The sequence below is a fragment of the Microcoleus sp. N9_A1 genome, from assembly GCF_036701795.1.
Classification (GTDB): Bacteria; Cyanobacteriota; Cyanobacteriia; order Cyanobacteriales; family Microcoleaceae; genus Microcoleus.
The window spans coordinates 13,384-36,235 of record NZ_JAUBRI010000068.1 but is presented as its reverse complement, the minus strand read 5'-3'; the positions used below and the strand labels follow the sequence as shown (position 1 = coordinate 36,235).

24 protein-coding genes are annotated in these 22,852 nt (G+C 45.5%); 10 read left to right on the top strand and 14 right to left on the bottom strand.

Going from position 1 to position 22,852, the window contains the following annotated elements; translation table 11 throughout:
* Positions 1-7: 7 nt before the first annotated feature.
* The 4 genes from QUA58_RS24920 to QUA58_RS24905 all read right to left on the bottom strand — a co-directional run bounded on the left by QUA58_RS24920 (position 8) and on the right by QUA58_RS24905 (position 1,092).
* The gene (locus QUA58_RS24920) at positions 8-286 is read right to left on the bottom strand and encodes a DUF433 domain-containing protein (protein ID WP_333396562.1); all 279 of its coding nucleotides are present in this window, start codon (positions 284-286) and stop codon (positions 8-10) included.
* A 35-nt stretch (positions 287-321) separates the two neighbouring features.
* Entirely contained in the window at positions 322-564 is a 243-nt protein-coding gene (locus tag QUA58_RS24915; protein ID WP_333247748.1) for a hypothetical protein, read from the bottom strand.
* A gap of 85 nt (positions 565-649) precedes the next feature.
* A complete protein-coding gene (locus QUA58_RS24910; RefSeq protein ID WP_333396557.1) occupies positions 650-823 on the bottom strand; it encodes a BrnT family toxin in 174 nt (57 codons plus the stop codon).
* 53 nt (positions 824-876) lie between these two features.
* On the bottom strand, positions 877-1,092 hold the full coding sequence (locus QUA58_RS24905) for a hypothetical protein (RefSeq protein WP_333396554.1): 216 nt from the start codon (positions 1,090-1,092) through the stop codon (positions 877-879).
* Between the two features lie 12 nt (positions 1,093-1,104).
* Between QUA58_RS24905 and ilvA the strand changes: the two genes are divergently transcribed.
* Both ilvA and QUA58_RS24895 read left to right on the top strand, forming a co-directional pair.
* Entirely contained in the window at positions 1,105-2,616 is a 1,512-nt protein-coding gene (gene ilvA, locus QUA58_RS24900; RefSeq protein WP_333396552.1) for a threonine ammonia-lyase, biosynthetic, read from the top strand.
* A 170-nt stretch (positions 2,617-2,786) separates the two neighbouring features.
* Complete coding sequence (locus tag QUA58_RS24895) at positions 2,787-3,284, top strand: DUF29 domain-containing protein (RefSeq protein ID WP_333396549.1); 498 nt, start codon at positions 2,787-2,789, stop codon at positions 3,282-3,284.
* A 92-nt stretch (positions 3,285-3,376) separates the two neighbouring features.
* Here QUA58_RS24895 and QUA58_RS24890 read toward each other — a convergent pair whose 3' ends face one another.
* The 3 genes from QUA58_RS24890 to QUA58_RS24880 all read right to left on the bottom strand — a co-directional run bounded on the left by QUA58_RS24890 (position 3,377) and on the right by QUA58_RS24880 (position 4,373).
* Positions 3,377-3,646: a ParE family toxin-like protein gene (locus QUA58_RS24890; RefSeq protein WP_333325707.1), complete on the bottom strand. Its 270-nt coding sequence runs from the start codon at positions 3,644-3,646 to the stop codon at positions 3,377-3,379.
* The gene (locus tag QUA58_RS24885; protein ID WP_333396547.1) at positions 3,643-3,873 is read right to left on the bottom strand and encodes a hypothetical protein; all 231 of its coding nucleotides are present in this window, start codon (positions 3,871-3,873) and stop codon (positions 3,643-3,645) included. Before QUA58_RS24885 ends, QUA58_RS24890 begins: the two co-directional genes overlap by 4 nt.
* Positions 3,874-4,010: 137 nt before the next feature.
* Complete coding sequence (locus QUA58_RS24880) at positions 4,011-4,373, bottom strand: hypothetical protein (RefSeq protein ID WP_333396544.1); 363 nt, start codon at positions 4,371-4,373, stop codon at positions 4,011-4,013.
* A 231-nt stretch (positions 4,374-4,604) separates the two neighbouring features.
* On the opposite strand from QUA58_RS24880, the gene QUA58_RS24875 reads away from it, so the two are divergent.
* Entirely contained in the window at positions 4,605-5,120 is a 516-nt protein-coding gene (locus QUA58_RS24875; protein ID WP_333396564.1) for a hypothetical protein, read from the top strand.
* Positions 5,121-5,140: 20 nt separating this feature from the next.
* Here QUA58_RS24875 and QUA58_RS24870 read toward each other — a convergent pair whose 3' ends face one another.
* The 6 genes from QUA58_RS24870 to QUA58_RS24845 form a co-directional block, all read right to left on the bottom strand.
* Positions 5,141-5,458, bottom strand: a complete 318-nt coding sequence (locus tag QUA58_RS24870; RefSeq protein ID WP_333396542.1) for an RNA-binding protein — start codon at positions 5,456-5,458, stop codon at positions 5,141-5,143.
* Positions 5,459-5,463: 5 nt separating this feature from the next.
* Complete coding sequence (locus QUA58_RS24865) at positions 5,464-5,865, bottom strand: hypothetical protein (RefSeq protein WP_333396540.1); 402 nt, start codon at positions 5,863-5,865, stop codon at positions 5,464-5,466.
* The gene (locus QUA58_RS24860; protein WP_333396537.1) at positions 5,840-6,037 is read right to left on the bottom strand and encodes a hypothetical protein; all 198 of its coding nucleotides are present in this window, start codon (positions 6,035-6,037) and stop codon (positions 5,840-5,842) included. The genes QUA58_RS24865 and QUA58_RS24860 overlap by 26 nt, the downstream gene beginning before the upstream one ends.
* A 25-nt stretch (positions 6,038-6,062) precedes the next feature.
* A complete protein-coding gene (locus QUA58_RS24855; RefSeq protein WP_333396535.1) occupies positions 6,063-6,383 on the bottom strand; it encodes a type II toxin-antitoxin system ParD family antitoxin in 321 nt (106 codons plus the stop codon).
* 363 nt (positions 6,384-6,746) lie between these two features.
* Positions 6,747-7,631: a DUF6920 family protein gene (locus QUA58_RS24850; protein ID WP_333396533.1), complete on the bottom strand. Its 885-nt coding sequence runs from the start codon at positions 7,629-7,631 to the stop codon at positions 6,747-6,749.
* A 137-nt stretch (positions 7,632-7,768) separates the two neighbouring features.
* Positions 7,769-8,143 (bottom strand): DUF1257 domain-containing protein, encoded by a 375-nt coding sequence (locus QUA58_RS24845; RefSeq protein WP_333396531.1) that lies wholly within the window; start codon positions 8,141-8,143, stop codon positions 7,769-7,771.
* A 262-nt stretch (positions 8,144-8,405) separates the two neighbouring features.
* Here QUA58_RS24845 and QUA58_RS24840 point away from each other — a divergent pair, with 262 nt between their 5' ends.
* From QUA58_RS24840 to QUA58_RS24830, 3 genes are all read left to right on the top strand, one after another.
* Entirely contained in the window at positions 8,406-9,596 is a 1,191-nt protein-coding gene (locus QUA58_RS24840) for a WD40 repeat domain-containing protein (protein WP_333396529.1), read from the top strand.
* A gap of 560 nt (positions 9,597-10,156) precedes the next feature.
* Positions 10,157-12,529: a PAS domain S-box protein gene (locus tag QUA58_RS24835; protein WP_333396526.1), complete on the top strand. Its 2,373-nt coding sequence runs from the start codon at positions 10,157-10,159 to the stop codon at positions 12,527-12,529.
* Entirely contained in the window at positions 12,529-14,214 is a 1,686-nt protein-coding gene (locus QUA58_RS24830) for an EAL domain-containing protein (RefSeq protein ID WP_333396524.1), read from the top strand. Before QUA58_RS24835 ends, QUA58_RS24830 begins: the two co-directional genes overlap by 1 nt.
* Positions 14,215-14,275: 61 nt before the next feature.
* Here the strand turns inward: QUA58_RS24830 and QUA58_RS24825 are convergent, their stop codons facing one another.
* Positions 14,276-15,598 carry a J domain-containing protein gene (locus QUA58_RS24825; RefSeq protein WP_333247775.1) on the bottom strand — a complete coding sequence of 441 codons (1,323 nt, stop codon included), beginning with the start codon at positions 15,596-15,598 and terminating at the stop codon, positions 14,276-14,278.
* A gap of 200 nt (positions 15,599-15,798) precedes the next feature.
* On the opposite strand from QUA58_RS24825, the gene polA reads away from it, so the two are divergent.
* The 4 genes from polA to QUA58_RS24805 all read left to right on the top strand — a co-directional run bounded on the left by polA (position 15,799) and on the right by QUA58_RS24805 (position 22,643).
* Positions 15,799-18,954 (top strand): DNA polymerase I, encoded by a 3,156-nt coding sequence (gene polA / locus QUA58_RS24820; protein WP_333396522.1) that lies wholly within the window; start codon positions 15,799-15,801, stop codon positions 18,952-18,954.
* A gap of 11 nt (positions 18,955-18,965) precedes the next feature.
* Positions 18,966-19,538, top strand: coding sequence for a thermonuclease family protein (locus QUA58_RS24815; RefSeq protein ID WP_333247777.1), 573 nt, complete (start codon positions 18,966-18,968; stop codon positions 19,536-19,538).
* 520 nt (positions 19,539-20,058) lie between these two features.
* Positions 20,059-20,580, top strand: a complete 522-nt coding sequence (locus QUA58_RS24810; protein WP_333247779.1) for a hypothetical protein — start codon at positions 20,059-20,061, stop codon at positions 20,578-20,580.
* Positions 20,581-20,927: 347 nt separating this feature from the next.
* Complete coding sequence (locus QUA58_RS24805) at positions 20,928-22,643, top strand: HAMP domain-containing sensor histidine kinase (protein ID WP_333396520.1); 1,716 nt, start codon at positions 20,928-20,930, stop codon at positions 22,641-22,643.
* The last annotated feature ends 209 nt before the right edge of the window (positions 22,644-22,852 follow it).

The following is a 22,852-nucleotide window of genomic DNA, read 5'->3' as shown; positions in this document are numbered from 1 at the left end:
CAAGGTTTCATCCTATTTTACCTCTTGCAAGTCTACCCCCTTGACAATTTGCACTTTTTCTTAACTTGTCACAAATGATTCGGAGTGCAGCAAACAGCAAGCAAGCTTGAATATCTTCAGGTTCTAAATCGGGAAAATCTGCCAGAATTTCACTAGCAGGAACATTATCTGCTAGAGTTTCTAGAATGTCGCTAACTCGAATTCTCATGCCTCGGATACAGGGGCGGCCTCCACATTTACCCGGAGTTTGAGTAATGCGATCGAGTAAAACAGTTTTGTCTAGCATAAGTCTTACCTAGAGAAAGTCATTATTTTAGGACTTTAAACTGTATCCCCACTACTGGCTTGGGGCATCGCTTCAATCAGTGCCCGAAGCACCTTGTTTACTGCCTCTGGTGTTGAGAAAATCCGGGCAATATCCTCATCCAAAACAACGACTGTCATTTGTTGCTTTCCACTACGATTTGCAAAACGGTTGGGTTTGGCTTTTTTGTAGTCCAAGCGGTACTCTGACAAAAGCTCATCTTCCGAGTTTGAAGATTCATTAAAAGGCGTTTTCTTCATAGTCTTCACGCTCCTTTCTAGTGGCTAGACGGGCACTAATGATACGGATTGTATTTGCACGTTCAGTATAGCTGACTAGCAGCAACTAATTGTTTTGAGAGTGACCGATGATAATTTCACGGCGCTCATTTTGTGAATGTTTTTCATCATCAAAAATTACGGGAAGCGGATTGTAGAAAACTGTCTTTGCTTCTTCAAATTTTACACCGTGCTTGTTGAGATTGATAGCTGCTTTGATTTCGTCCCATTCAAATTCCATACCCTGATTGTATGTTTTATATATTTTCGCGCTTTTGCTATCTAACGCTGCTTTTATTGTAATCGTACTCCACCTGAGTGCGACTCAACTTCCCCGCTGACTCGACGAAATAAGTTCGATCGCGCGTTTTCAGTATTTTCCCAAACGGAAAAGTTATCATTGATAACTTCCGATCGCCCGTTAGCGCAGCCCTCGAATAGGATCGCCAATTCCCCGCAAAATACTAACACAAGTGCCGTACAATTATCCCACCATCCGGCATCAACCAACCTGCTAACCCCATGCTTTGCGATTACCTAGTACAAATCCTCACCGCCCGCGTCTACGATGTTGCCCAAGAAACACCCCTAGAAGTCGCCCCGAATCTATCAGCACGGCTCAACAATAAACTTTTGTTGAAGCGAGAGGATATGCAGTCGGTGTTTTCCTTCAAACTGCGGGGTGCGTACAACAAAATGGCGCAACTGTCGCCGGATTTGCTAGCACAAGGTGTGATTGCAGCTTCCGCCGGCAACCACGCCCAAGGAGTCGCCCTCGCCGCCCGCCACCTGGGAACTCGCGCGATCATAGTCATGCCCGTAACGACGCCACAGGTGAAGGTAAATGCGGTGATAGCCCGTGGTGGAGAGGTGGTTTTGCAGGGTGATACTTACGATGATGCCTACGCCTTTGCGCGCCAATTAGAGGCGGAAAAAAACTTAACTTTTATTCACCCTTTTGATGACCCCTACGTGATTGCTGGACAGGGTACGATCGGCATGGAAATTCTGCGGCAACATCAAAAACCAATTCACGCGATTTTTGTGGCAATTGGTGGCGGTGGACTGATTTCTGGAATTGCGGCTTATATCAAGCGGTTGCGGCCGGAAATTAAGATTATTGGCGTCGAACCGGTGGATTCCGATGCAATGAATCAATCGCTGAAAGCAGGTAAACGGGTGCGTTTGTCGCAGGTGGGTTTATTTGCTGACGGCGTTGCTGTGCGGGAAGTTGGGGAGGAAACTTTTCGATTGTGTCAGGAGTATGTGGATGAGATTATTTTGGTGCATACGGATGATATTTGCGCGGCGATTAAGGATGTTTTTGAAGATACGCGATCGATCTTAGAACCTGCAGGCGCATTGGCGATCGCAGGTGCGAAAGCTTACGTCGAACGGGAACAAATCGCAGGAGAAACATTAATTGCTGTTGCTTGCGGCGCGAACATGAATTTCGATCGGCTGCGTTTTGTAGCAGAAAGAGCCGAGTTTGGCGAACGCCGCGAAGCGATTTTTGCAGTCACAATTCCCGAACAAGCTGGCAGTCTCCGCAGGTTTTGCGAGTGTCTTGGCAAGCGCAATTTAACTGAATTTAGCTATCGAATTGCAGATGAGAAAGAAGCACATATTTTTATCGGCGTACAAATTCAAAACCGTGCGGATGCGGTGAAGATAGCCGCAAGTTTTGAAGGTTGTGGCTTCAAGACTTTGGATTTAACTGATGATGAATTAACGAAGTTGCACGTGCGGCATATGGTGGGCGGGCGTTCGATGCTGGCACATCACGAATTGTTTTATCGCTTTGAATTTCCCGAACGTCCGGGTGCGTTGATGAAGTTTGTGAGTTCGATGAGTCCTAACTGGAATATCAGCGTTTTTCACTATCGGAATAACGGCGCAGATTACGGGCGAATTGTGGTGGGAATTCAGGTGCCGCCGGATGAGATGAAAGAGTGGCAGGCTTTTTTGGATACGCTGGGCTATCAGTATGGGGATGAGAGTCAGAATCCGGCGTATAAGTTGTTTTTGAGGTAGGGGTTTTTGGGAAAGTTACCCTCTTTATGAAGGAGGCGGTTGAAACCGGGGCAAGCACGCGGGGATTGCCCCACAAAAACGAATTACTCGCAACGCGAGACTAAGAAATAAGCCGGATAATGAAGGTGTTAAGTATAATTAAGGAAAGAACACTAAATTTTGATATTTTTATGCAAACACCACAAAGTGGACAAATACCCGGAACTTTAATACAAAGTCTTTATGAAACTGATTTTTATGCTTGGACTCAGGAACAAGCAAAACTCCTCAAACATCGAGAATGGAGTCAAATTGACCTACCTAATTTAATCGAGGAGATTGAGTCATTGGGAAAACAACAACGCGCCGAATTAAGAAACCGCTTGAGTATTTTGATTGGACATTTGCTTAAATGGGAATATCAAGTATCAAAAAGAAGTCGCAGTTGGGTGAATACAATTTGCATCCAGCGTATCGATATATTAGAGTTACTCCAAGAGAATCCAAGTCTCAAACCTTACCTACAAGAAGCTCTCCAGACAGCTTACATCAAAGGAATGGCATTAGCTTCTGGAGAAACAAATCTGCCGCGAAAAATTTTTCCCGAGAATTGTCAGTATACGTTAGAAGAAATTTTTAGCGATGCTTTTTATCCTGGTGAACCTGCAACAGATGATGTGATGGAATGAGAATGATCGCAGATAGTTGTCTAATGGTAGGGAGTAATTCTGTTAGTGCGATCGGATTCCAGTATGCTAATTGCTGGATGCAGATCACGAACCTACAACCGTTGAAGCAACTCGTCATACTCTGTATGTGCGCCAATCCAAAACCAGTAAATGCGATCGTTCTCTAGTAAGCCAAGAACTCGGTAGTTTAGTCCAACGCGAACTGAATAAATAGGTTGACGCTGACTAACTCGTTTAAACTGAAGGCTGTTGTGGTAGGGATCTGAATGCCAAAGGGCGTATGCTTTGGCTGCTTGCTCTTGAACCGATGCAGGAAGCTGGTCAAGTTTCTTGCGAAATGCGTTAGTAACACTTGATTTCATGGCGAGTCGGGAAAAACTTCCACCAGGGGGGTAATATCGCCAGCCGCGATTTCCTGACGTACTATCTCAGCTAGACTATCCCACTGAGCGTCTGTTGTAGCTTCAAATTGATCCTGCCACGCCCGTTCATCACTGATATCCTCTTCCTCCATTAGAATGCGGATTAATTCTCGTTTCTCGATCGCAGACAGTTGTCTAATGGTAGGGAGTAATTCTGTTAGTGTCATCGGTTTTTTCCTGCGATGCGTCTATGTTAACCGTAGCAGGTCAACGTAGTAATTGCAACTTTCAGGAGGGTTTCACAAAAATCGGCGCGATCGCATTTTAGTAGCGATCGCGCGACGGTATGATATTCCGTAGTGTTTTATTCGGAAAGATTTGAGCAATCATTAAAGTACGAAATGAGTGCTTCACCAACAGCTTTTGTAACTCCAGCAGCTACCACTGATTTTGCTGCCCATCCGAAGACAGGAACAAAATCAAGGACTGAGTGTGCAATTTTACTGCCAATGAGTGGAGCCGCAATTGTAGCAAACACTGCCCCAGCTTGAGTTTTATCCATATCAACATCAAAAATTGACCCGACTTGCAAAACCATTGTTACATCGCCTCCAGTCATCAGGTAATGAGAACCTGGAATCCAAGCCACACTTGCAAATCCCAAAGCCCATTTATTGATAGCCGAACGTGCTTGTTCTCTTGCTTGTCTTTTGTTAGATGCTGCCATAACGATTGCCGATCATTTTTTTGGTTTAAGTTAGCTCAAAAAGCTTTTGAGGTTGGCAGATGCAATTTTAGGTTTATTTTTTTACTATGTTAAACAGATCCCAAAAAACTGTAAAGCAAAAAAAGTTGGAAAAAGTTGGACATTCCTCAAATTGGGATGCGATGTGGAAAAAGTTGGAAAAAGTTGGAAAAAGTTTGGTATAGTAACGATAGTTATCTCACCATCCCACCTATGGATAGTCCTCAGATATTGCAATTTGTCGATGAAGCTGTCTATACCAACACAGGTAAACGTCTAAATAACTTGCAGCGGAGGATTATCGCAGGAATACTGAAGCGTCAAAGATATGCTGACGTGGCAGAAACTCATGATTATAGCTCCCAGCACGTTAAAAAGGCTAGTCACGAACTTTTACAAATGTTATCTGAAGTGTTTGGCGAACCTGTTAAAAAAAGTAATCTTGAATCCGTCCTAGAAAGGCAAATAAATCATAATATAAGCCTTGGGAATAAAAATACTATTAAAAATAGTAACAAAATTAGTTACATTAACAATTGTCCTAATGCTTCTACTCCTACCCCCGATCAAAGTCAGCCGAAAAATACCGACTTGCAGCAGAAAACCAAAAATCAAACTAAGATTGAAACAATAGATAAATTACGGCAGTTTGGCTTGAGCGACGAACAAATTGCAGAAGCGCTAGATATACCTTTAAAGCAGGTTAAACAGGTGGATAAGGATGGGTGATTTTAGCATACCTAATTATTTCAAACCAGCACCGGACGACTTCTCAGTGGCACAAGAATTTCATGCAAAACACTAGGCTTCGCACTAAGATACACTTCGGCACAATTAGCCTCGTTATATCCAACAATAATTGCACCGATCGCACTACCGATTTCAGGATACATCTCTTCACTCATCTCTCCGTTATCCAAAAAGTCGGGAATCTTAATCAAACCTTTGACAGCATCTTCACCAATATTAACAAACACTCCAAAGGGAGCATGATATTCAACTTTACCCAGCAAAAATTGCCCCAATCTGTACTTTAACTTAATTTGGTCCCAGCTTTGACTATCCATAATATTCAGTGTGGTTTGAGGGCTCGTGGAAATTGGTTTAGTATGGCAAACAAGCGTTGAGGTACAATTACCTCCATTCGCTCGTAACCGTCTTTCTCATCATAGCGATATTCCAGCGACTTGAAATACTGCTCATAACTTGACTTATCAATTGAAACCTCCAGTATCCCTTCTTTATAGCATTGATTATACTCTTCTGCAATACTTCGATCGTTGGGGCCGGCAAAATAGCAATTTCCATCGACATAAGGAGGATTGTAGGGAAAATCGACGGGTTGAAATCCCTCTTTCAGTAATTTCTGACCTTTGCGTTTTTGAGGTGCTTTGTAAATTGTAATGATTTGGGGGGATTTTGACTGACTAGGTTCCATGTAAAATGCTTCAGATTTCCAGACATTTTCCTTCACTAAATGCTTGTTTTGCTTGTCGCCTCACAGGGTCGAATTTGCCTGCTTTCAGATCCTCTTCAATTTGTTTATCCCAAAGTGCTTCTTGAAACTTGTCTAGCCATTCGAGAAACTTTGCGAGTTCATTTTGTGAAAGTTTCGTGACAGCAGTCTTGAGTTCTGTAATCTTCATGGGTAAGTATCTTTTTTTCCTAAAATTAGTTTACCAGTTTGGTATAATTATATCGCGTCGATCGCTCTTGGCAACTGGATAAATGTTGAGTCTCGCGCGCTTGCCGGAAACGATCCAAAATCCCTGTGACGAAGGTTTCGCCATCAATCGGCGGAGTATGTTCGGCCATGGCAACAGCAGCATCTATCTTAACTCGTACACAATCGATCCATTCGCCATCGGCGCGATCGTACTCATCTAACAATCGCCAAGCAACTTCCAGCACTTCTTCAGCAGAACCATATTTACCAGTTTGCAGTTTAGTTTGGATGAATAGTTCTTGGGTTTTCGTCAGAGTAATGCTCATAGTATTGATTTACTCGTTTGCTTCAATTATATCGCGTCGATCTATCTTTGAAACCAGCGATCGGCAAAATCTGGATTTCGCGCTCGATACCACTGATAAGCTCGATCGATCTGAGATTTGCCGATCGCAGCTTCATCTTTCCACTTATCCTACAACTAGCAATTCATTAAACTTATTTTTAAAATCTGACGATACCGTCAACGGCTTGTAAACCTCACCTTCATAGAGTTTCCAGACATATCCCAAACTGAACGATCGAAAAGCTGGAGGCGAACCAATCGCTTGCCAAATATTATCAAATTGTTCCCATGAAATAGGGGAGAAAATCTCAGACTCAGACGCACCCTACAACACAAACTAGAATCATCGTGCAAACTCATAGGCAATATTCGTGATGCGGCCGCGCCAGTAGGGCAATAGCGAGCCATCACGCAGTTGCCACGCCACCTCACCAGAGAGCGGAATCCGCATACCCTCTCGCAATTCGTAGTCCCAGAAACGACCCTGCCAGGGTGCAAACACCAGCCCACCGTTAACTGTACGGGCGCGGGCCTCGGCGCGGATACTGGCGATTAGCCCTGCTTCATCAAAGCGGAAATCCAGGGAAACAGCGGTGTCGCCATCCTGTAGCGTTGCTCTGGCCGAAGAATTGTCGATCGCCTCCCAGCGAACACCTTGACTCGGCAGCAGTCTCGTCGGATACCAAGCAGCCTCCGCGAAAAAGCGCATCAGTTCCCCTTGTGCAGCTTCGGGAGTGCTGCGGATATCCGCCAGAGTCACCAGGCCCAGCAGCGCCGCATGGAGGATGCCTTCGCCAGAAATGTAGGCATCATGAACAAACGCATTGATACCGGGCATCATGGCAATTCGCGCGTCCCAATCAAAGCCAGGGCGCTGAGTAATTACGAGTTGAGTTGAGGTGAAAGCACTCCATTTTTCTGCGCTTTCGCTCATGTTAAACGTGCCTTCGTGGGAAACCCGCGCTGCTACAATTAGCGGTTGTCCATCCTTGATCACCGTGCGAAAGTAGCGCTGCACTGGCTGGGGTAAATCGGCGATTTCCCGCGCATCAAATGTGAGAGGTTTAATCGGCGATCGTGCAGCTTCCAGATTCGCTCGCAGTTCCTTGGTACCCAGATGCCAGCGGTATGTTCCAAGGGCGATCGCCCCAATAATGCCAACTACAAGCGCGAGGATGATTAGTACGATCGCCGATCGCCACATGATAATTCCTCTTAAGTAGGTCATTGCAAAAAAACAATAGTATCTTGTAGGGGCGGGTTTAGCTAAGAATCACGAGATAAAAGCGAGAATATGAAGGCAAAACCCGCCCTCTCCTCTCCCTCATGTTTATTTGTAACCACCTACTTATTCAATCGCCAATCTTAAACCCATCTACCCACTACAACTCTCACCGTTCCATCTGCCAAAGTTTCCTCTTCTTCAACATGAAAACCCTCTGACTGCACCGCCGCCATCAAACTTTTCCGCGCGTATTTTTGACTAATTGAATTGATAAATTCCTGCTGATTAATTCGAGCGCCCCAAAAATCCGCCACCAATTCGTAATCCTCTCCGCTGCGACGAAAACCCAAATCGTAACCGTTGGATTGCCGAATCACGTACTCCGCATTAGTTTTGTCACCCCGATAACCCCGTACCTGCACATTGGATTCTACTTGATAACCCAACTCTTCCAACACTTGATGCAGCAGTTCGCCGTTCTTGATCTGAACCTTGATCGTTGTGAAGTGTGACATATCACTTTCGGATTTTTGTGTAAAACGCTGATTTGATTATAATACTATAAACCGCAACAGTCAATAAGTTATAAGTTGCGATCTTAAACCAGGTTTGAGCGTCAGCGAAAGCAGCCCGGTTACAAGCCCCCGGATTCATCTGTGCAGAAATTAACAACATAGTATCCGATAACAATTTCCCCGATTTATCCGTGCGTGAGTTCGCTTTCTTCAATCCTCCAATTCTTCAATCTAAAATCCAAAATCTAAAATCTAAAATCCTATGATGGCCGACAATTCTAACCAACCCAGAGAATATGATGCCGTCCTCGGCGGTCAAAGTCAAATCCCGATCGCCGGCGCTGTTTTGGGAGGCATCGCCGGAGTCAAGCAGCGCTTCAACAGTCCTACTATCGAGGCTCGGATTGCCGCTGTTAAAGATGCTCCTAAATACGGAGGCGCTGGTTTAAATTTAGCAATTGAGGCGCTGCTTGACCCCGCAGCAGAAGTGCAGCGAGTTGGTTATTTAATTTTGCGATCGAGGACAGAACCGCTAGTGCGCCAAGCTTTAAAAGACTTCGTGCCTTACAAGCTTTTTGACTGCATCCGCACTGTGAAAACTGGGACAAATCTGGCGATTAGTCCCGGAGGCGATCGCACGGCGAGTTTGCACGGCAAAATAATTAGAATTTGCGATGTAGATACAGGAGAAATACTCTATACTGTTGACAAGTATCCCCGCGCTCAAGAAACTTTTGTCCTTTGCAAAGAAAGCGAAGTTTTTGTGAGGAGCAGAAATACTCCGAAACATCGTGCGATCGAAATTTGGCAGGGAGGAGAATTGCGGCATACTTCCCTCGGACATGAAGCGGAAATTAGCGCAATTGTCATCAGTCCCGACAGTCAAGTTATCGCCAGCGGTTCGGCAGATGCTACTATCAAAATTTGGAATTTAGAGACGGGAAAGTTAATCTGTACTTTTGGCAATCTTTTAACTTGGGGAGCTCATAAAGCAGGAATTGTTAGTCTTGCTTTTAGCCCGATCGCACAAACTCTCGCTAGCAGCAGTTCTGATGGTACAATTAAACTGTGGAACCTCCGCAGCAGAGAATGCTCCCAAACAATTAAGGGTTACGCGAATTGTCTGGCTTTCAGTCCAGACGGGCAGACTTTGGCTACTGGCGGCTGGGACAGAAATATTCAACTGCGGCAGCTATCGAATCCAGATAGTTCAATCACTTTAGCCGGGCATTTTAACTCGATAAATGCGATCCTCTTTAGTCCCGACGGACGCACTGTTGTCAGTGCTAGTGCCGATGGTAATATCAAATTTTGGAATGCCAGTACCGGCGAACATATTCACACTCTCAGTGGACATCAAAGCTCTGTTACTTGTCTTACTTTTAGCAGCGATGGTGCAACTATTATTAGCGGGAGTATAGACAAAACTTTCAAAATTTGGGGAGTTAATTGAAGGAAGAAGGAAGTTCGGCAACGGATTCTGTAACGGATGTAGCGGATGGAAGAAATAGGGAATAGGGCATAGGGCATAGGGCATAGGGCATAGGGCAGAAGGCAGAAGGCAGAAGGCAGAAGGCAGAAGGCAGAAGGCAGAAAGAAGAGGGAATCGACCTCATGATTTTCACAAATTAAGTACCTCCTAACCATTCAGGCGCTGGCTATATTTACAAATTCCAGATTCCAGATTCCTCGGTGCGTGAATCTACGCAAACAAATATAATAAATTTACAATCCCAGTTCTTGTGCAAGCAGAGAATTGCGGAACTTCTTTTGGCACTACTACAAATAGTTACCGTAAAAATACCGATTAGCAGGCATTATTCAGCTTATTATCAATTTGTAAACGGTCGCCCAAAAGCCTGAGCGAGTTGCAATTTCTGAATCCTTTAAAGTAGCTTTAATATATCGCATCTTGGTCGGATGAGTATTCCTGCTAATTGTAATATTTGACTGAAAAAGTTTATGCTTAAAAGATAGGCTGGGGTTAAATATACAGTGCGCCCTAGAGTAACCATGTCACACTGCAACCAATCCATCTGTCGTTCCCGCCATTTCGCAGAAATGTGCGATACTGCTGCCAGTTGGCAGCAAAAAGCCGATCGACTAACGGTAGAATTAAACACCACCCAGGATCTGCTTCACGCAGAAATCGATCGGCTCAAACAAGCCAACGAAACCCTGCACGCCGCTGTCAGTTGTGCCCCAATTTTCCTGTGGGCAACAGACAAAGAAGGCAGGTTAACCCTTGCAGAAGGCAAAGGATTAGAAAATTTGGGACTCACACCCGGTGCAACTGTTGGGCTGTCGATTTTGGAAGTTTACAACAGCCAGCCAGATATCTTAGAAAATATTGCCGACGTATTAGCAGGAAACGATCGCACTTGGAACGTCCGAGAGAGGCATTTTATTCACGAAATTCGATCGACAGCGCTGCGAGATAGAAACGGCGAAGTTGTCGGGGCAGTGGGTATTTCTACTCAAATTACCGAGCGCGAGGAGTCGATCGCAACTCTGGAAACGGCAAATCAAGAATTAGAAGAGAGACTGCAGCGGCAGACGGCAGCCTTCAATGCAGCACTTGCCGAAAGCGAAAAAAAGTACCGCAACCTCGTAGAAACCTCCCAAGAATTGATTTGGTCGATCGATATTGAAGGCCTCTTGACTTTTGTCAATTCCGCCGCCAAACGCATCTATGGTTACGAACCGCCAGAAATGATCGGGCGCCGCTTCACCGAGTTTTTCGTTCCCGATCAAGAAAGTAGACCAAGAGAAATATTTGCCCAACTTTTAGCAAGAACCAGAATTCAGCCACAAACCGCTAATTCTCCTTACGAAACAGTACACATTCGCAAAGACGGTACTCCCGTCCACCTGCGCCTCAACAGCATCGTCAACCAAGCTGAAAACGGCGCTATTTTAGGCTTGTGCGGAACTGCGACAGATATTAGCGATCACAAGCGATCGGAAGAAGCACTCCAAAAAGCTACAGACCAACTTCGCGCCGTTTTGGATGCCGTACCCGGACTGATTTCTTGGATCAGTTCAGATTTGCGGTATATAGGAGTCAACCAGCACTTAGCAACCTCATTTAACCTGTCTCCTGAAAGCTTTGTCGGTCAAGAAATTAACTTTCTCGACAAAGGCTCGACTTTCGGAGAACTGATCCGAATTTTTTTTGACAGTTCATCTCAGCAAATCTGCCAAGAAATAGAAATAGAAATTAACGGTTTCGTCCGCAACTATTTGATAGTAGCTCAGAAATATCATCAGGGAACCGCTGCTGTTTCTGTAGGAATAGACATTACCGACCGCAAGCGTGCAGAAGCTCTCAAAAACCAATTGATCTGCTCGTTACAAGAATCAGAACACAAATTTCGCAGCCTTTATGAAGCCACCAGCGACGCAGTAATGTTGTTTGACGAAAAGGAATTTTTTGACTGCAACCCCGCTACCTTAAAAATATTTTGCTGTAAAACCACAAAACAATTTTACGGCAACAAACTGAGCGACTTTTCCCCACAATTTCAGCCTAGCGGGGAAGACTCATTCAGTCTAGCAATACAGAGAATATCGACAGCAATGCAAACAGGTAGCTGTCGCTTTGACTGGGTAAACAAACGACTCGACGGTTCAGAATTTCCTGCTGAAGTGCTGCTAAATGCAATGGAAATTAACGGACGAAAAGTAATTCAAGCAGTAGTGCGAGATATTACAGAGCGCAAGCGCGACGAAGATGGCATCAAAGCATCCCTCGCCGAAAAAGAAGTTCTCCTCAAAGAAATTCACCACCGCGTCAAAAACAACCTCCAAGTTATTTCTAGTTTGCTCAAACTTCAGTCACGCTACATCCAAGACAGCAACGTTAGTGAAATGTTAAAAGACAGTCAAAACCGAGTCAGATCAATGGCCCTGGTTCACGAACAATTGTATCAATCCAAAGACTTGTCAAACATTGACTTTGCTGAATACATCCAAAATCTCGCCCACAATTTATTCCAAGCTTATGAAAATCATGCAGAAGGCGTCAAGTTGCAAACAAATATTGCGCCGTGTTCTCTCAATATTGATACGGCAGTTCCTTGCGGGTTAATTATCAATGAACTTGTGACAAATGCCCTCAAATATGCCTTTAAAGGACAAGTTAAAGGTAAAATTAACATAGATTTCACTTTAGATAATAACAGAGTTTGCGTGCTAACCGTGAGCGACAGCGGAATTGGTTTTCCTCAAGACTTAGATTATCGCCAAGCCCGAACGTTGGGTTTGCGACTGGTCGGGTCTTTAGTCAAGCAAATCCGGGGGGGAATAGAACTGTTAGAAACTGCTGGCACGACTTTTAGAATAACCTTTTGTCAACCCAAATTGCACTCTGAGGAGAAAAATTAGTGTCCAATAAAAAAATTTTGATAGTTGAAGACGAAAGCATTATTGCAGAAGACATTTCCGACAGTTTGATATCTCTAGGATATCGAATAACTGGCATGGTTTATTCGGGAGAAGAAGCGATTGAATCGGCAGCCAAGTTGCGCCCGGATTTAGTTTTAATGGATGTTAACCTGCAAGGAGAAATCGACGGCATTACAGCAGCCGAAGAAATTCGCTTGCGCTTTCAAATCCCGGTAGTTTATCTGACAGCTTATGCCGATGAAACTACTTTGCGACGAGTCAATAGTACAAAACCGTTCGGCTATATTGTCAAGCCATTTGAAGAAAAAAACTTGCACACAACTATTCAACTGGCACTCTACCGACATCAGTATGATAGCTTGACGAACCTGCCTAATCGTTCATTTTTTCGAGAAAAATTAAGTCGAGTATTAGATGGTCAAAAAGAATTGTCAGGATTCGTTCCAGTTGTCACGCTTAGCTTAGATAAAATCAACCGCATTAACAGTACCTGGGGACACGATATCGGCGACTCAGTGCTTTGCACCATCGCCCAGCGGCTAAATAACTGCATAGAAAACATTAATATTGTTGCTCGTTTGGAAGCGGCAGAATTCGCGCTGATTCTTAAACCAGTTGCAGAAAAACAGGATGTGGCTAAGATTGCTCAAAACATTTTAGATCTTGTATCCCAAGGTATGATTGTCAAAGATTGCGAAGTCTATGTCACTGCTAGTATGGGGATCTGCTTGTATCCTGGGGACGGCACCGACGGAGATGAAATGCTGAAAAATGCTTATATAGCAATGTATCAATCTCAGCAGAAAGGCGGGAATAATTATCATTTTTATACAGCAAAGAATGCGAATTTTTTTATTAAGACACTTCTTCAAGAAACTTCACTGCGCCATGCTTTAAAAAGCTCAGAATTTGAAGTATACTATCAACCTCAAATAGAAATTAAAACAGGTAAAATGATTGGTGCTGAAGCTTTGGTGCGCTGGAATCATCCAGAACGGGGGCGAGTTTCCCCTGGGGAATTTATTCCCATGGCTGAAGAAATGGGCTTGATTGCACCGTTAGGCGAATGGGTATTAGAGACTGTTTGCCTGCAAACGAAAGCATGGCAAAGAGCAGGTTTGCCGCCCTTGCGAGTGGCAGTTAACGTATCAGCCCGTCAATTCGAGCGCAAAAATTTTACGGAAAGAGTCAGGGAGATATTAACAGAAACCGATCTCGATCCCAAGTGTTTGGAATTAGAACTGACGGAAAGTCTGGTTTTGCAAGACGAAATTGCAGCAGCTAAAGCTTTTACGGTGTGGAGAGATATGGGGATTAGGATAGCAATTGATGATTTTGGGACGGGATATTCTTCTTTGAGTTATCCAAAACGCTTTCCGTTTGATGCGATCAAAATAGACAAGAGTTTTATTCGCGACATTGCAGACGATCGCCAAAATGCAGCGATAACAATAGCGATTATTCAAATGGCACACTGCATGAACATGACGGTGGTGGCTGAGGGGGTAGAAAATGAGCAGGAACTTGATTTTTTGTGCGAACACGAATGCGACGAAATTCAAGGCTATCTTTTCAGTCAGGCTTTGCCAAGGGCTGAGTTTGAAGCGTTGCTGAAAACCGATAAGTGCTGGAATTTAGATCAATTCCGGTTGCAATCCTCATGATAGTTGACTGTTGACTGTTAACTGTTGACTGTTGACTGTTGACTGTTGACTGTTGACTAATTTAAAAGATACGATCGCCCAACCAACCTCCCAGCCACAGCCCAAAACCGGAAGTAGCCACCAACAGGATAAACGTATAAAGCCCGCTGCCGTTGTGGATCAACCTTTCAGCAGCTACCATCCGCGCCACAACTCCAGCAATAATCCCGATCGCAGCCCAAGCCCCATAAACACTCTTCCCGGTGAGGCCGAAGGCTTGGTCGATCGCCCCCGAACCAGCCCCAGCCAAAACCCCCGCCCACGCCCCAATCCCCAGCCCGATCGCACCTCGGAGCCCGACGGGGCCGCCAGAATTCACCCCTAGTTCCGTCGCCAGCCCGCACGTCAAGCCGACAATCGCCCAACACACCGCCGCCACCAACGCCTTAACCCAATTCCCAGAACCCGTTCCCGCCATCAATCCCACCACTGTCACCACTCCCCCTACAGCCAAAACAGCAGCCACAGCCCGCGACTCGGCCTCAGAACTGGCGATCGCCCCCAAACCAGCTCCAACAGCGCCCCAAGCAGCCCCTGTTACCATTCCTCCAGCCTGAAAACCGGCGATCGACCCCCCTACCGCCCCAGCTAAAACTAACGCTGCCAGCCACACTCTAGGCGTTGCCGAACCCTCCGCCAGCAAAATCGCGGCCCACAGCCAATCTGCACCGCAGATTAAAGCCCACATCCACAGCGGGGCCTGAGATTTTGTCAAAATCCAACCAGTCAAAGCGTAACTCGCCACAGCGATTGCCAGCGGCCACCAAGGGAAGCTTGAATAGTGTTGAGATGGCCGCACTTCCCTCGGCGCGCTTCGTGGTTTTGAGTATTGAGTTGAAAATTCAGTTTTCCTTTTCGAGGTAAGCTTTCGATAGTGTTGAGATGGCCCTGCTTCCCTCGCAACGCTTCGCCCTGGTTGCTTTCTTCCCCGCCGCGCTGCCCGATTTTGAGTGGTAAATCGTTTCTTGCTTGAAGAGTTCTTTTGAGTTTGAAATTTTTGGGAGGTGGCTTTTGGGCGGGTTTGACGGCGCTGGGAACCAGGCCTGGCCGCTGATTTTCCAGAACGCCTTCTCAGCGGCTTTTCCGGCGCAGGGGGCGGTGGCTGCTGAAACTGTTTTTCTATCGACCTCGATGATTCAGGCTGACTCAGAAACAACACCAACTGCTGGTAAGCTTGATTAATTTCTGTTAATCGTTGTTGAGCTTTTTGTTGCAGGCGATCGTTGTGGGCAAACCGATCGGGATGCCACACAAACGCTAAATCCCTGTAAGCGCGCTTAATTTCTTCTAAGGAAGTTCCAGGCTCAATTTCGAGGATTTCGTAGCATCGATTAATGTCAGCCATAGGCTTCGGGCAGGTGTTTGTAAATTCGCGTGAAGCGAAGCTATCCCCTAGGGAATCGTACTTAACATCTTCTACTATTCTCAGCCAAGCTGCACAGTAAGCCGAGATCCGATCGAGTGTCAAGCGTCCTCAAGTCTGCGGGCCATCCTTCCGGTCGATCAATGCAGGCGGACAACTGAGTACAATGAGAAAATCCTTTCGTGCGATCGGTATTTGTGTCTGTGTCGGCAAATCAAGCTCCCATCTTCATCTTAGTTGACGGCCACTCCCTGGCCTTTCGCTCCTACTTCGCCTTTGCCAAAAGTCGAGACGGAGGCTTGCGAACTACGACAGGCATTCCCACCAGCGTCTGTTTTGGCTTTCTCAAGTCGCTGCTGGAAGTTATGGCCGCCCACGACCCCCAGTACATGGCGATCGCCTTTGACCTCGCCACACCCACATTTCGCCACGAAGCAGACGAAACTTACAAAGCCGGTCGTGCGGAAACTCCCGAAGATTTTATTCCCGATATCAAAAACCTGCAAGAACTCCTCACCTATTTGAATTTACCAGCAATAACTGCTCCCGGCTACGAGGCGGACGATGTTTTGGGAACTTTGGCAAACAAAGCCAGCGCGGCGGGTTATCAGGTTAAAATCCTCACGGGCGATCGAGATTTGTTTCAATTAGTAGAAACCGAAAAACAAATCAGCGTATTATATTTGAGTACCGATGAACTCAGGCGATCGGGCAAAGGCAAATCCCAAGAATACGGCCCGGAAGAAGTCAAAGCCAAACTCGGTATTTTGCCCGAACAAGTAATAGATTACAAATCCCTCTGCGGCGACAAATCCGACAACATCCCCGGAGTCAAAGGCATCGGCGACAAAACCGCCCTGCAATTGCTGGAAGCTTACAATTCCCTTGATGGAATTTATGCAGCCATAGACGAGATTAAAGGAGCAACTAAGAAAAAGCTAGAAGAAGGCAAAGAAGCTGCTTATCATTCTCAACGCATGGCGACAATTGTCCAAGACGTGCCATTAGAAATCAACTTAGAAGATTGCCAGTTGATAGGTTTTGACGAATCAGCCTTGATTCCCATGCTGGAAAAGTTGGAATTTAAGACATTTTTAAACAAAGTTAAACAAATTCAAAAGCGTTTTGGTGGCGTAGAAGAACCATTGGCAAAGGGCGGGCAAGATGCCCACCCCACAATCAATTCAATCGACAGTGGAACAGGCATCTTGACTGTTGCCGACAGTGGAACAGGTATCTTGACTGTTGCCGACAGTGGAACAGGCATCTTGCCTGTTGCTTTGGGCGGGCAAGATGCCCACCCCACAATAGATAAGTCACCTGCAACTTCTGAAAGTTCAGAAGCAGATGAATTGTGGTTTTGGACTCATGATGACACCAAAGCCGCCCAGCAGGAAAACCAACTGCCAATTAAACCCCGAATAATTCAAACAACCGAACAGTTAAACGAATTAGTCCAACTGCTGGAAACCTACACGGACAAAGCCTCACCCGTGGCGTGGGATACCGAAACCACCGCCTTAGAACCGCGAGACGCCGAATTAGTCGGAATTGGCTGCTGTTGGGGAACCGGAGAACAAGATTTAGCTTACATTCCCACGGGACACAAAACGGGCACAAACTTGGACAAAGCCACAGTTTTAAATGCTTTGCGTCCGATTTTGGAAGGTGAGAATTATCCGAAGGCGCTGCAAAATGCTAAATTTGATCGATCGATCCTGCGCTGTCAAGGAATTAAACTAGCCGGAGTCGTCTTCGACACCATGCTAGCCAGTTACGTACTCAACCCAGAAACTAGCCACAGCCTCAGCGAATTGTCAAGGAAATACTTAGTCGAGTCAGAAGACAATCACAGTGTCAGCGAATCGTTAAGGGAATACTTACGCAATAATCCCAAAAATTATAATCAATTAGTACCAAAAAACAAAACAATTGCTGACATCAGCATTCGAGAAGTAGCCGACTACTGCGGCATGGATGTTTACACTACATTTCACTTAGTTGGGGAACTTAAAGCCAAATTGAAGAAAGATGATAGAACTAGCTTTCCCGGAAAAACTTTGGAGGGGTTATTGCTGGAAGTAGAACAGCCCCTAGAACCAGTTTTAGCAGAAATGGAACATTGCGGAATTCGCATTGATTCAGCTTATCTCAATACACTTTCCCAGGAGCTAGAAAAGAGCTTAACAGAAATAGAAGAAAAAACTTATCAAGCCGCGGGGAGAAAGTTTAATTTAGGTTCCCCGAAACAACTCAGCGAAATCTTGTTAGAAAAAATTCCGGCTCAGTTTCAGAAAAAGTCTCGCAAAACTAAGACAGGATACTCTACAGACGCGGCTGTCTTGGATAAATTGCAAGGAGACCACCCGATTGTAGACGATTTATTAGAACACCGAACATTATCCAAGTTGAAATCAACTTATGTCGATGCTTTGCCGCAGTTAGTGCGTGCGGATACCGGGCGAGTGCATACAGATTTCAACCAAGCTGCAACGGGTACGGGAAGGCTTTCTTCTTCCAATCCAAATTTACAAAATATTCCCATCCGCACCGAGTTTTCGCGGCAAATTCGCAAGGCTTTTTTACCGGAAGCAGGTTGGCTGATGGTGTCGGCTGACTATTCTCAAATCGAACTGCGAATTTTGGCTCATTTGAGTCAAGAACCTCTCCTGGTAGAAGCTTACAAAAATAATCAAGATGTGCATACCTTGACGGCTCAACTGTTGTTTGAAAAGGAAACAATAACGCCCGATGAAAGACGGTTTGGCAAGACGATTAATTTTGGGGTAGTTTATGGTATGGGGGCGATTAAGTTCGGGCGATCGATGGGCAAAACGCCCGCAGACGGCAAAGAGTTTATTAAGCGATTTAACGAGCGTTACAGTAAGGTTTTTGAATTTTTGGAGAAAGTAAAAAAAGAGGCGATCGCCCTCGGCTATGTTACCACAATTCTAGGCCGCCGCCGCTATCTAAACTTTGACAAAAATGGCAGCCTCCGCCGCTTACAAGGCAGCAATCCCGAAGACATTCGCTCAAACGAACTTAAATCTCTCAGCAGAGATGACGCCCAATCTTTGCGGGCGGCAGCCAACGCTCCCATTCAAGGTTCCAGTGCTGATATCATTAAACTTGCCATGATTGAGGTACACAAAATTTTGCAAAACTATCAGGCGCGGCTGCTGCTGCAAGTTCACGATGAATTAATCTTTGAAGTACCTCCCGATGAATGGGAAGAATTGCAGCCGAAAATTAGAAGTGCGATGGAAAATGCTCTGCCACTTAGCGTACCGCTGATAGTTGACATCCACGCTGGGCAAAATTGGATGGAAACTAAATAAAACACAGAAATATGAGCCAAACTAAAATCGCCATTTTCCCCAAAATAAAAACCTTAAGTGCAGTTGCTCTGCTATTGCTACTATTTGGTTGTCCGCAAAAGTTTGCACCGAATAACTATGCTGTCAAGCGAGTCAGCGACGGCGACACCCTTGTCGCCAGCGATAGCGCCGGCAAAGATATCAAAGTGCGTTTTGCCTGCATAGATGCACCGGAAGTCGCGCACACCAATGCTGAAAAAAATAGCAAAGCAGCAGCAAAAAAAAATCAGTTTAAGTGGGGAAATCTAGCGCACCAAAGAATGCAGCAGCTTGTCAATCAAGGGGGCGACCGCGTTGTTTTGACCGTCACCGATACTGACCGCTACGGTCGCAAAGTTAGCGAAGTTCGCTTGCCAAACGGCACATTTGCCCAAGAAGTTTTGATCCGCGAAGGATTAGCAATGGTTTACCGTCCTTACTTGAAAAACTGTCCGAGTGCAAGTATTCTGGAACAAGCGGAAGCCGAAGCTAAGAAAAATCGCCGCGGCGTTTGGGGAGATTCTAAGTTTGTTCCTGCTTGGAATTTTCGGAACAGTGATAAATGATCGGAAGCAGGAAGAAGCCCGATGGAAGCCGGAAGAAGGAAGAGGGTAGAAGTACGAACTAACTCTTGCCTTCGGAGTTTTGTTCGTCTAGTATAGCCACAAGTTTCAGCCTATTTGTATATGGACAGGGACTGAATTATGTTATTTACCTGGAATCTGCGAACCTGTATCAGAGATTTACAGTCTTGGACTCACTCAGGTCTTGTTAAACCCGGTCTATACTATAAATTTTAGGTTTAGCTGCGCCGCGTCCGCCCAGAAACTGGTTGCTCAGCGGATGCCGCCCTAATTTAGTAGAATACAATCAGGACGAGGTTCTGCTCCTACGGTGTGCAATCTGTGGAGTTTCGGCGATAGCTGACGCCAGATTCATCTAAAACCAGACATGAGTTCGATCGCACTTTTCTCCGACCTGTTTTTTCGGAAAAGTCAACAAATGTGATAGGCTCCAGATAAACTAATAGACTGCTGACAAAAGCGGTCTATTGCAATCACCCAAAATTAACTTTAAGGGACATCAATGAATTTCAAACATCTGGTTATTTCCGGCCTGGCGCTGATCCTCGGTACTGCAATTGTAGGAAATGCGATTGCTCAAGAACTGACCGAAAACGAAAAAACGGTTATTTGTCGCTTAAAAACAGAAGTTGACCAGCGGAAAGGCAACGGTCAAAAATTAGTATTTGTGCCGTTGCTGGGCCAAGTTCGCAAGCAAGTTTCATCTCCTTTTAGAGCAACGCTGCATCCTAATGTGGAGTATGTTTTTGTTGCCACTTGCGACGGAAATTGCCAGGATTTAAACTTATCTCTCAAGGATGCCAGCGGTCAGGAAATCGCTGTGAGTCAAAAAACAGGCGAACTGGCGTCAATCTCTTTTACTCCCCCATCCCAAGGCGAATATCAAATCAGTGCTAAGCCTGGGGAATGCACGACGGCGGAGGGTTGCAGTTACGGCCTGGGAATCTTCGTTCCTGCCTCTGCAAACGTACCTAATGCTTCAAGAATTCCTGCTGAGATAGCACAATTTCGACTTTGCCAGTAGGGGAACAGCGATAGAGTTGTGGGTTGCGAGTAGAGTAGAGTTTTCAATCAGAAATCTAACTCGTAACTTGCAACTTATAACTCGCGACTTAGATCGCAACCACGCCCGACGGTGAGTACGTTCTTAATTATTACTGAAACCATGCCTTTGACTGGTTCTTCCTTCTTGCTTCTGCTATAATTTGTGACGCATAACTCGTCCAAACTGTCAAGCCGGTCGAGCTGTGGAACCCTGCAAAGACCCAATAACTACCGAAACCTAGTCCGAAGCCAGAACTTTATTTACCCTCCGGCAGGCATCAATTAGAATATAGATGGTGCCTCTCAAAGGTGACGAGTACATTGCCCATGTCTTTAACCTTAGCTTTGAAAAATCAACTGCAGAACCGTCCTCAAATAGGGTTGAAAAGTCTGTTGGGCCGCTTGGGTATCAGGCAGAAAATCGGCTGCGGATACGCCTTGGTCATTAGTATTGCCGTTTTGGGTGCTGTGGCGGGACGGGGAGTAGAATCCTATCACAAACAGCAAGTTAGAGAAAAACTAGCGATCGACCGAGATAAAGCGGAAATCCTGACAAACCTCAATCATACGGTGCAGGAAGTCAGAATTCAGCAGCAAGAGCTGGCGAGTCTGACGGCCAAACCGCAAATTTTCGATCGCCAACGCTCGGAATTCCTGACTCGTGTTGCTCAGATGAGCGGCATCCTCGAACAACTGCAAACCCCGTCGCAGACGAAGAATCCCGAGATTGCCAAAGACTACCAACAGCTTCAACAGTTCGCTCAAGTCAACGGCAAAACCGTAGAATCATACTTTCAACAAGTACAAAAGTTGTTGGCTGCTGCGAAATTATCTGCTTTGAATCCGAAGCAGCAGCAGGCTTTGGGGCAGAACTTGAACAATTTTGTGGCGGGCGAAACTGCTTTGAAACTCAAACAGTTTTCCGAGGATTCAGCCCAACTGGCCACCAACTTTCGCGATAAAGCAGATGAGGCATTTAGAACCTACGAGCAAGCAGAAAAACTTGGAACTCTGATTCTGGTTGGCTCTCTAGCAGTATCCGCTGGTCTGGCAGCCGTACTTGCAGCATACACCAGCCGGGCGATCGCTCGCTCCTTAGAAGCCACCACCCTCATCGCTCAGCGAGTGACAGAAGAATCAAACTTTGATTTGCAAGTACCCGTCACTACCTCTGACGAAGTGGGAATGCTGGCAATTGCTCTCAACGAACTGATTCAGCGGGTAGCAGAATATACAGAAGACTTGCACGAAGCAAAAGTAGCAGCCGAAGCTGCCAACCGCTCCAAAAGTGCATTTCTCGCCAACATGAGCCACGAACTACGCACCCCCCTCAACGCCATCATTAACTACAGCGAAATGCTGCAAGAAGATGCTCAAGATTCCGGTTCAGAAGACTTTCTCCCGGACTTAGAAAAAATTCAAACCGCAGGCAAACACCTGCTGGATATGATTAGCGACATCCTCGACATTTCCAAAATAGAAGCCGGTCACGTCACGCTTTATTTGGAAAACTTCGACGTGGCAACGATGATTGAAGAAGTGATGACTACGGCTCAACCGCTAGTAGAAAAAAAAGGCAATGCTTTAGCATTGAAAACAAAAGGCGAACTCGGCACAATGTACGCCGACCAACCCAAAGTGCGGCAAATTCTCCTCAATTTGCTCAGCAATGCTGCCAAATTTACCGAAAAAGGCGTCATTACTATCGCCGTCGAAAGAATCAAAATTGAAAAATCAAGATCGGCGAAACAAAATAAAAATAATGATTTTCAATCGGGTTCAAACTACACTTCTCAAGTTTTAATGTTTCGAGTCAGCGACACCGGCATCGGCATGACGGACGAGCAATTAGAGCAGATATTCAAACCTTTTACCCAAGCTGATGCTTCGACTACCCGCAAGTACGGAGGCACTGGTTTGGGATTGACAATTAGCCAGCGTTTGTGTCAAATTCTCGGCGGCGAAATTAGCGTCGAAAGCGAAGACGGTAAAGGTTCAACTTTTATTGTCAGTCTCCCGGAACGGGTGGTGATGCAGGCTTGAAAACAGTTGACAGTTGACAGTTGGCAGTTGACAGTTGGCAGTTGGCAGTTGGCAGATATTCAAGGAAAAAGAAAGAGGGAGGAAGGAATAGATAAATTTTAAAATCTATTGATATATTAATTATCAAAATAAAGAATAATAGACCTCTTGCAAAAATAATTAGAACGGACTCTGGGGCCCATCCCATCAATTGATGAAAAGGATTTTTG

What these genes read in the sequence shown, in the direction of transcription:
- QUA58_RS24920 (WP_333396562.1), bottom strand. Translation starts at nt 286, where the DNA reads ATGCTAGACAAAACTGTTTTACTCGATCGCATTACTCAAACTCCGGGT.
- QUA58_RS24915 (WP_333247748.1), bottom strand. Translation starts at nt 564, where the DNA reads ATGAAGAAAACGCCTTTTAATGAATCTTCAAACTCGGAAGATGAGCTT.
- QUA58_RS24910 (WP_333396557.1), bottom strand. Translation starts at nt 823, where the DNA reads ATGGAATTTGAATGGGACGAAATCAAAGCAGCTATCAATCTCAACAAG.
- ilvA (WP_333396552.1), top strand. Translation starts at nt 1,105, where the DNA reads ATGCTTTGCGATTACCTAGTACAAATCCTCACCGCCCGCGTCTACGAT.
- QUA58_RS24895 (WP_333396549.1), top strand. Translation starts at nt 2,787, where the DNA reads ATGCAAACACCACAAAGTGGACAAATACCCGGAACTTTAATACAAAGT.
- QUA58_RS24890 (WP_333325707.1), bottom strand. Translation starts at nt 3,646, where the DNA reads ATGAAATCAAGTGTTACTAACGCATTTCGCAAGAAACTTGACCAGCTT.
- QUA58_RS24885 (WP_333396547.1), bottom strand. Translation starts at nt 3,873, where the DNA reads ATGACACTAACAGAATTACTCCCTACCATTAGACAACTGTCTGCGATC.
- QUA58_RS24880 (WP_333396544.1), bottom strand. Translation starts at nt 4,373, where the DNA reads ATGGCAGCATCTAACAAAAGACAAGCAAGAGAACAAGCACGTTCGGCT.
- QUA58_RS24875 (WP_333396564.1), top strand. Translation starts at nt 4,605, where the DNA reads ATGGATAGTCCTCAGATATTGCAATTTGTCGATGAAGCTGTCTATACC.
- QUA58_RS24870 (WP_333396542.1), bottom strand. Translation starts at nt 5,458, where the DNA reads ATGGATAGTCAAAGCTGGGACCAAATTAAGTTAAAGTACAGATTGGGG.
- QUA58_RS24860 (WP_333396537.1), bottom strand. Translation starts at nt 6,037, where the DNA reads ATGAAGATTACAGAACTCAAGACTGCTGTCACGAAACTTTCACAAAAT.
- QUA58_RS24855 (WP_333396535.1), bottom strand. Translation starts at nt 6,383, where the DNA reads ATGAGCATTACTCTGACGAAAACCCAAGAACTATTCATCCAAACTAAA.
- QUA58_RS24850 (WP_333396533.1), bottom strand. Translation starts at nt 7,631, where the DNA reads ATGACCTACTTAAGAGGAATTATCATGTGGCGATCGGCGATCGTACTA.
- QUA58_RS24845 (WP_333396531.1), bottom strand. Translation starts at nt 8,143, where the DNA reads ATGTCACACTTCACAACGATCAAGGTTCAGATCAAGAACGGCGAACTG.
- QUA58_RS24840 (WP_333396529.1), top strand. Translation starts at nt 8,406, where the DNA reads ATGATGGCCGACAATTCTAACCAACCCAGAGAATATGATGCCGTCCTC.
- QUA58_RS24835 (WP_333396526.1), top strand. Translation starts at nt 10,157, where the DNA reads ATGTCACACTGCAACCAATCCATCTGTCGTTCCCGCCATTTCGCAGAA.
- QUA58_RS24825 (WP_333247775.1), bottom strand. Translation starts at nt 15,598, where the DNA reads ATGGCTGACATTAATCGATGCTACGAAATCCTCGAAATTGAGCCTGGA.
- QUA58_RS24815 (WP_333247777.1), top strand. Translation starts at nt 18,966, where the DNA reads ATGAGCCAAACTAAAATCGCCATTTTCCCCAAAATAAAAACCTTAAGT.
- QUA58_RS24810 (WP_333247779.1), top strand. Translation starts at nt 20,059, where the DNA reads ATGAATTTCAAACATCTGGTTATTTCCGGCCTGGCGCTGATCCTCGGT.
- QUA58_RS24805 (WP_333396520.1), top strand. Translation starts at nt 20,928, where the DNA reads ATGTCTTTAACCTTAGCTTTGAAAAATCAACTGCAGAACCGTCCTCAA.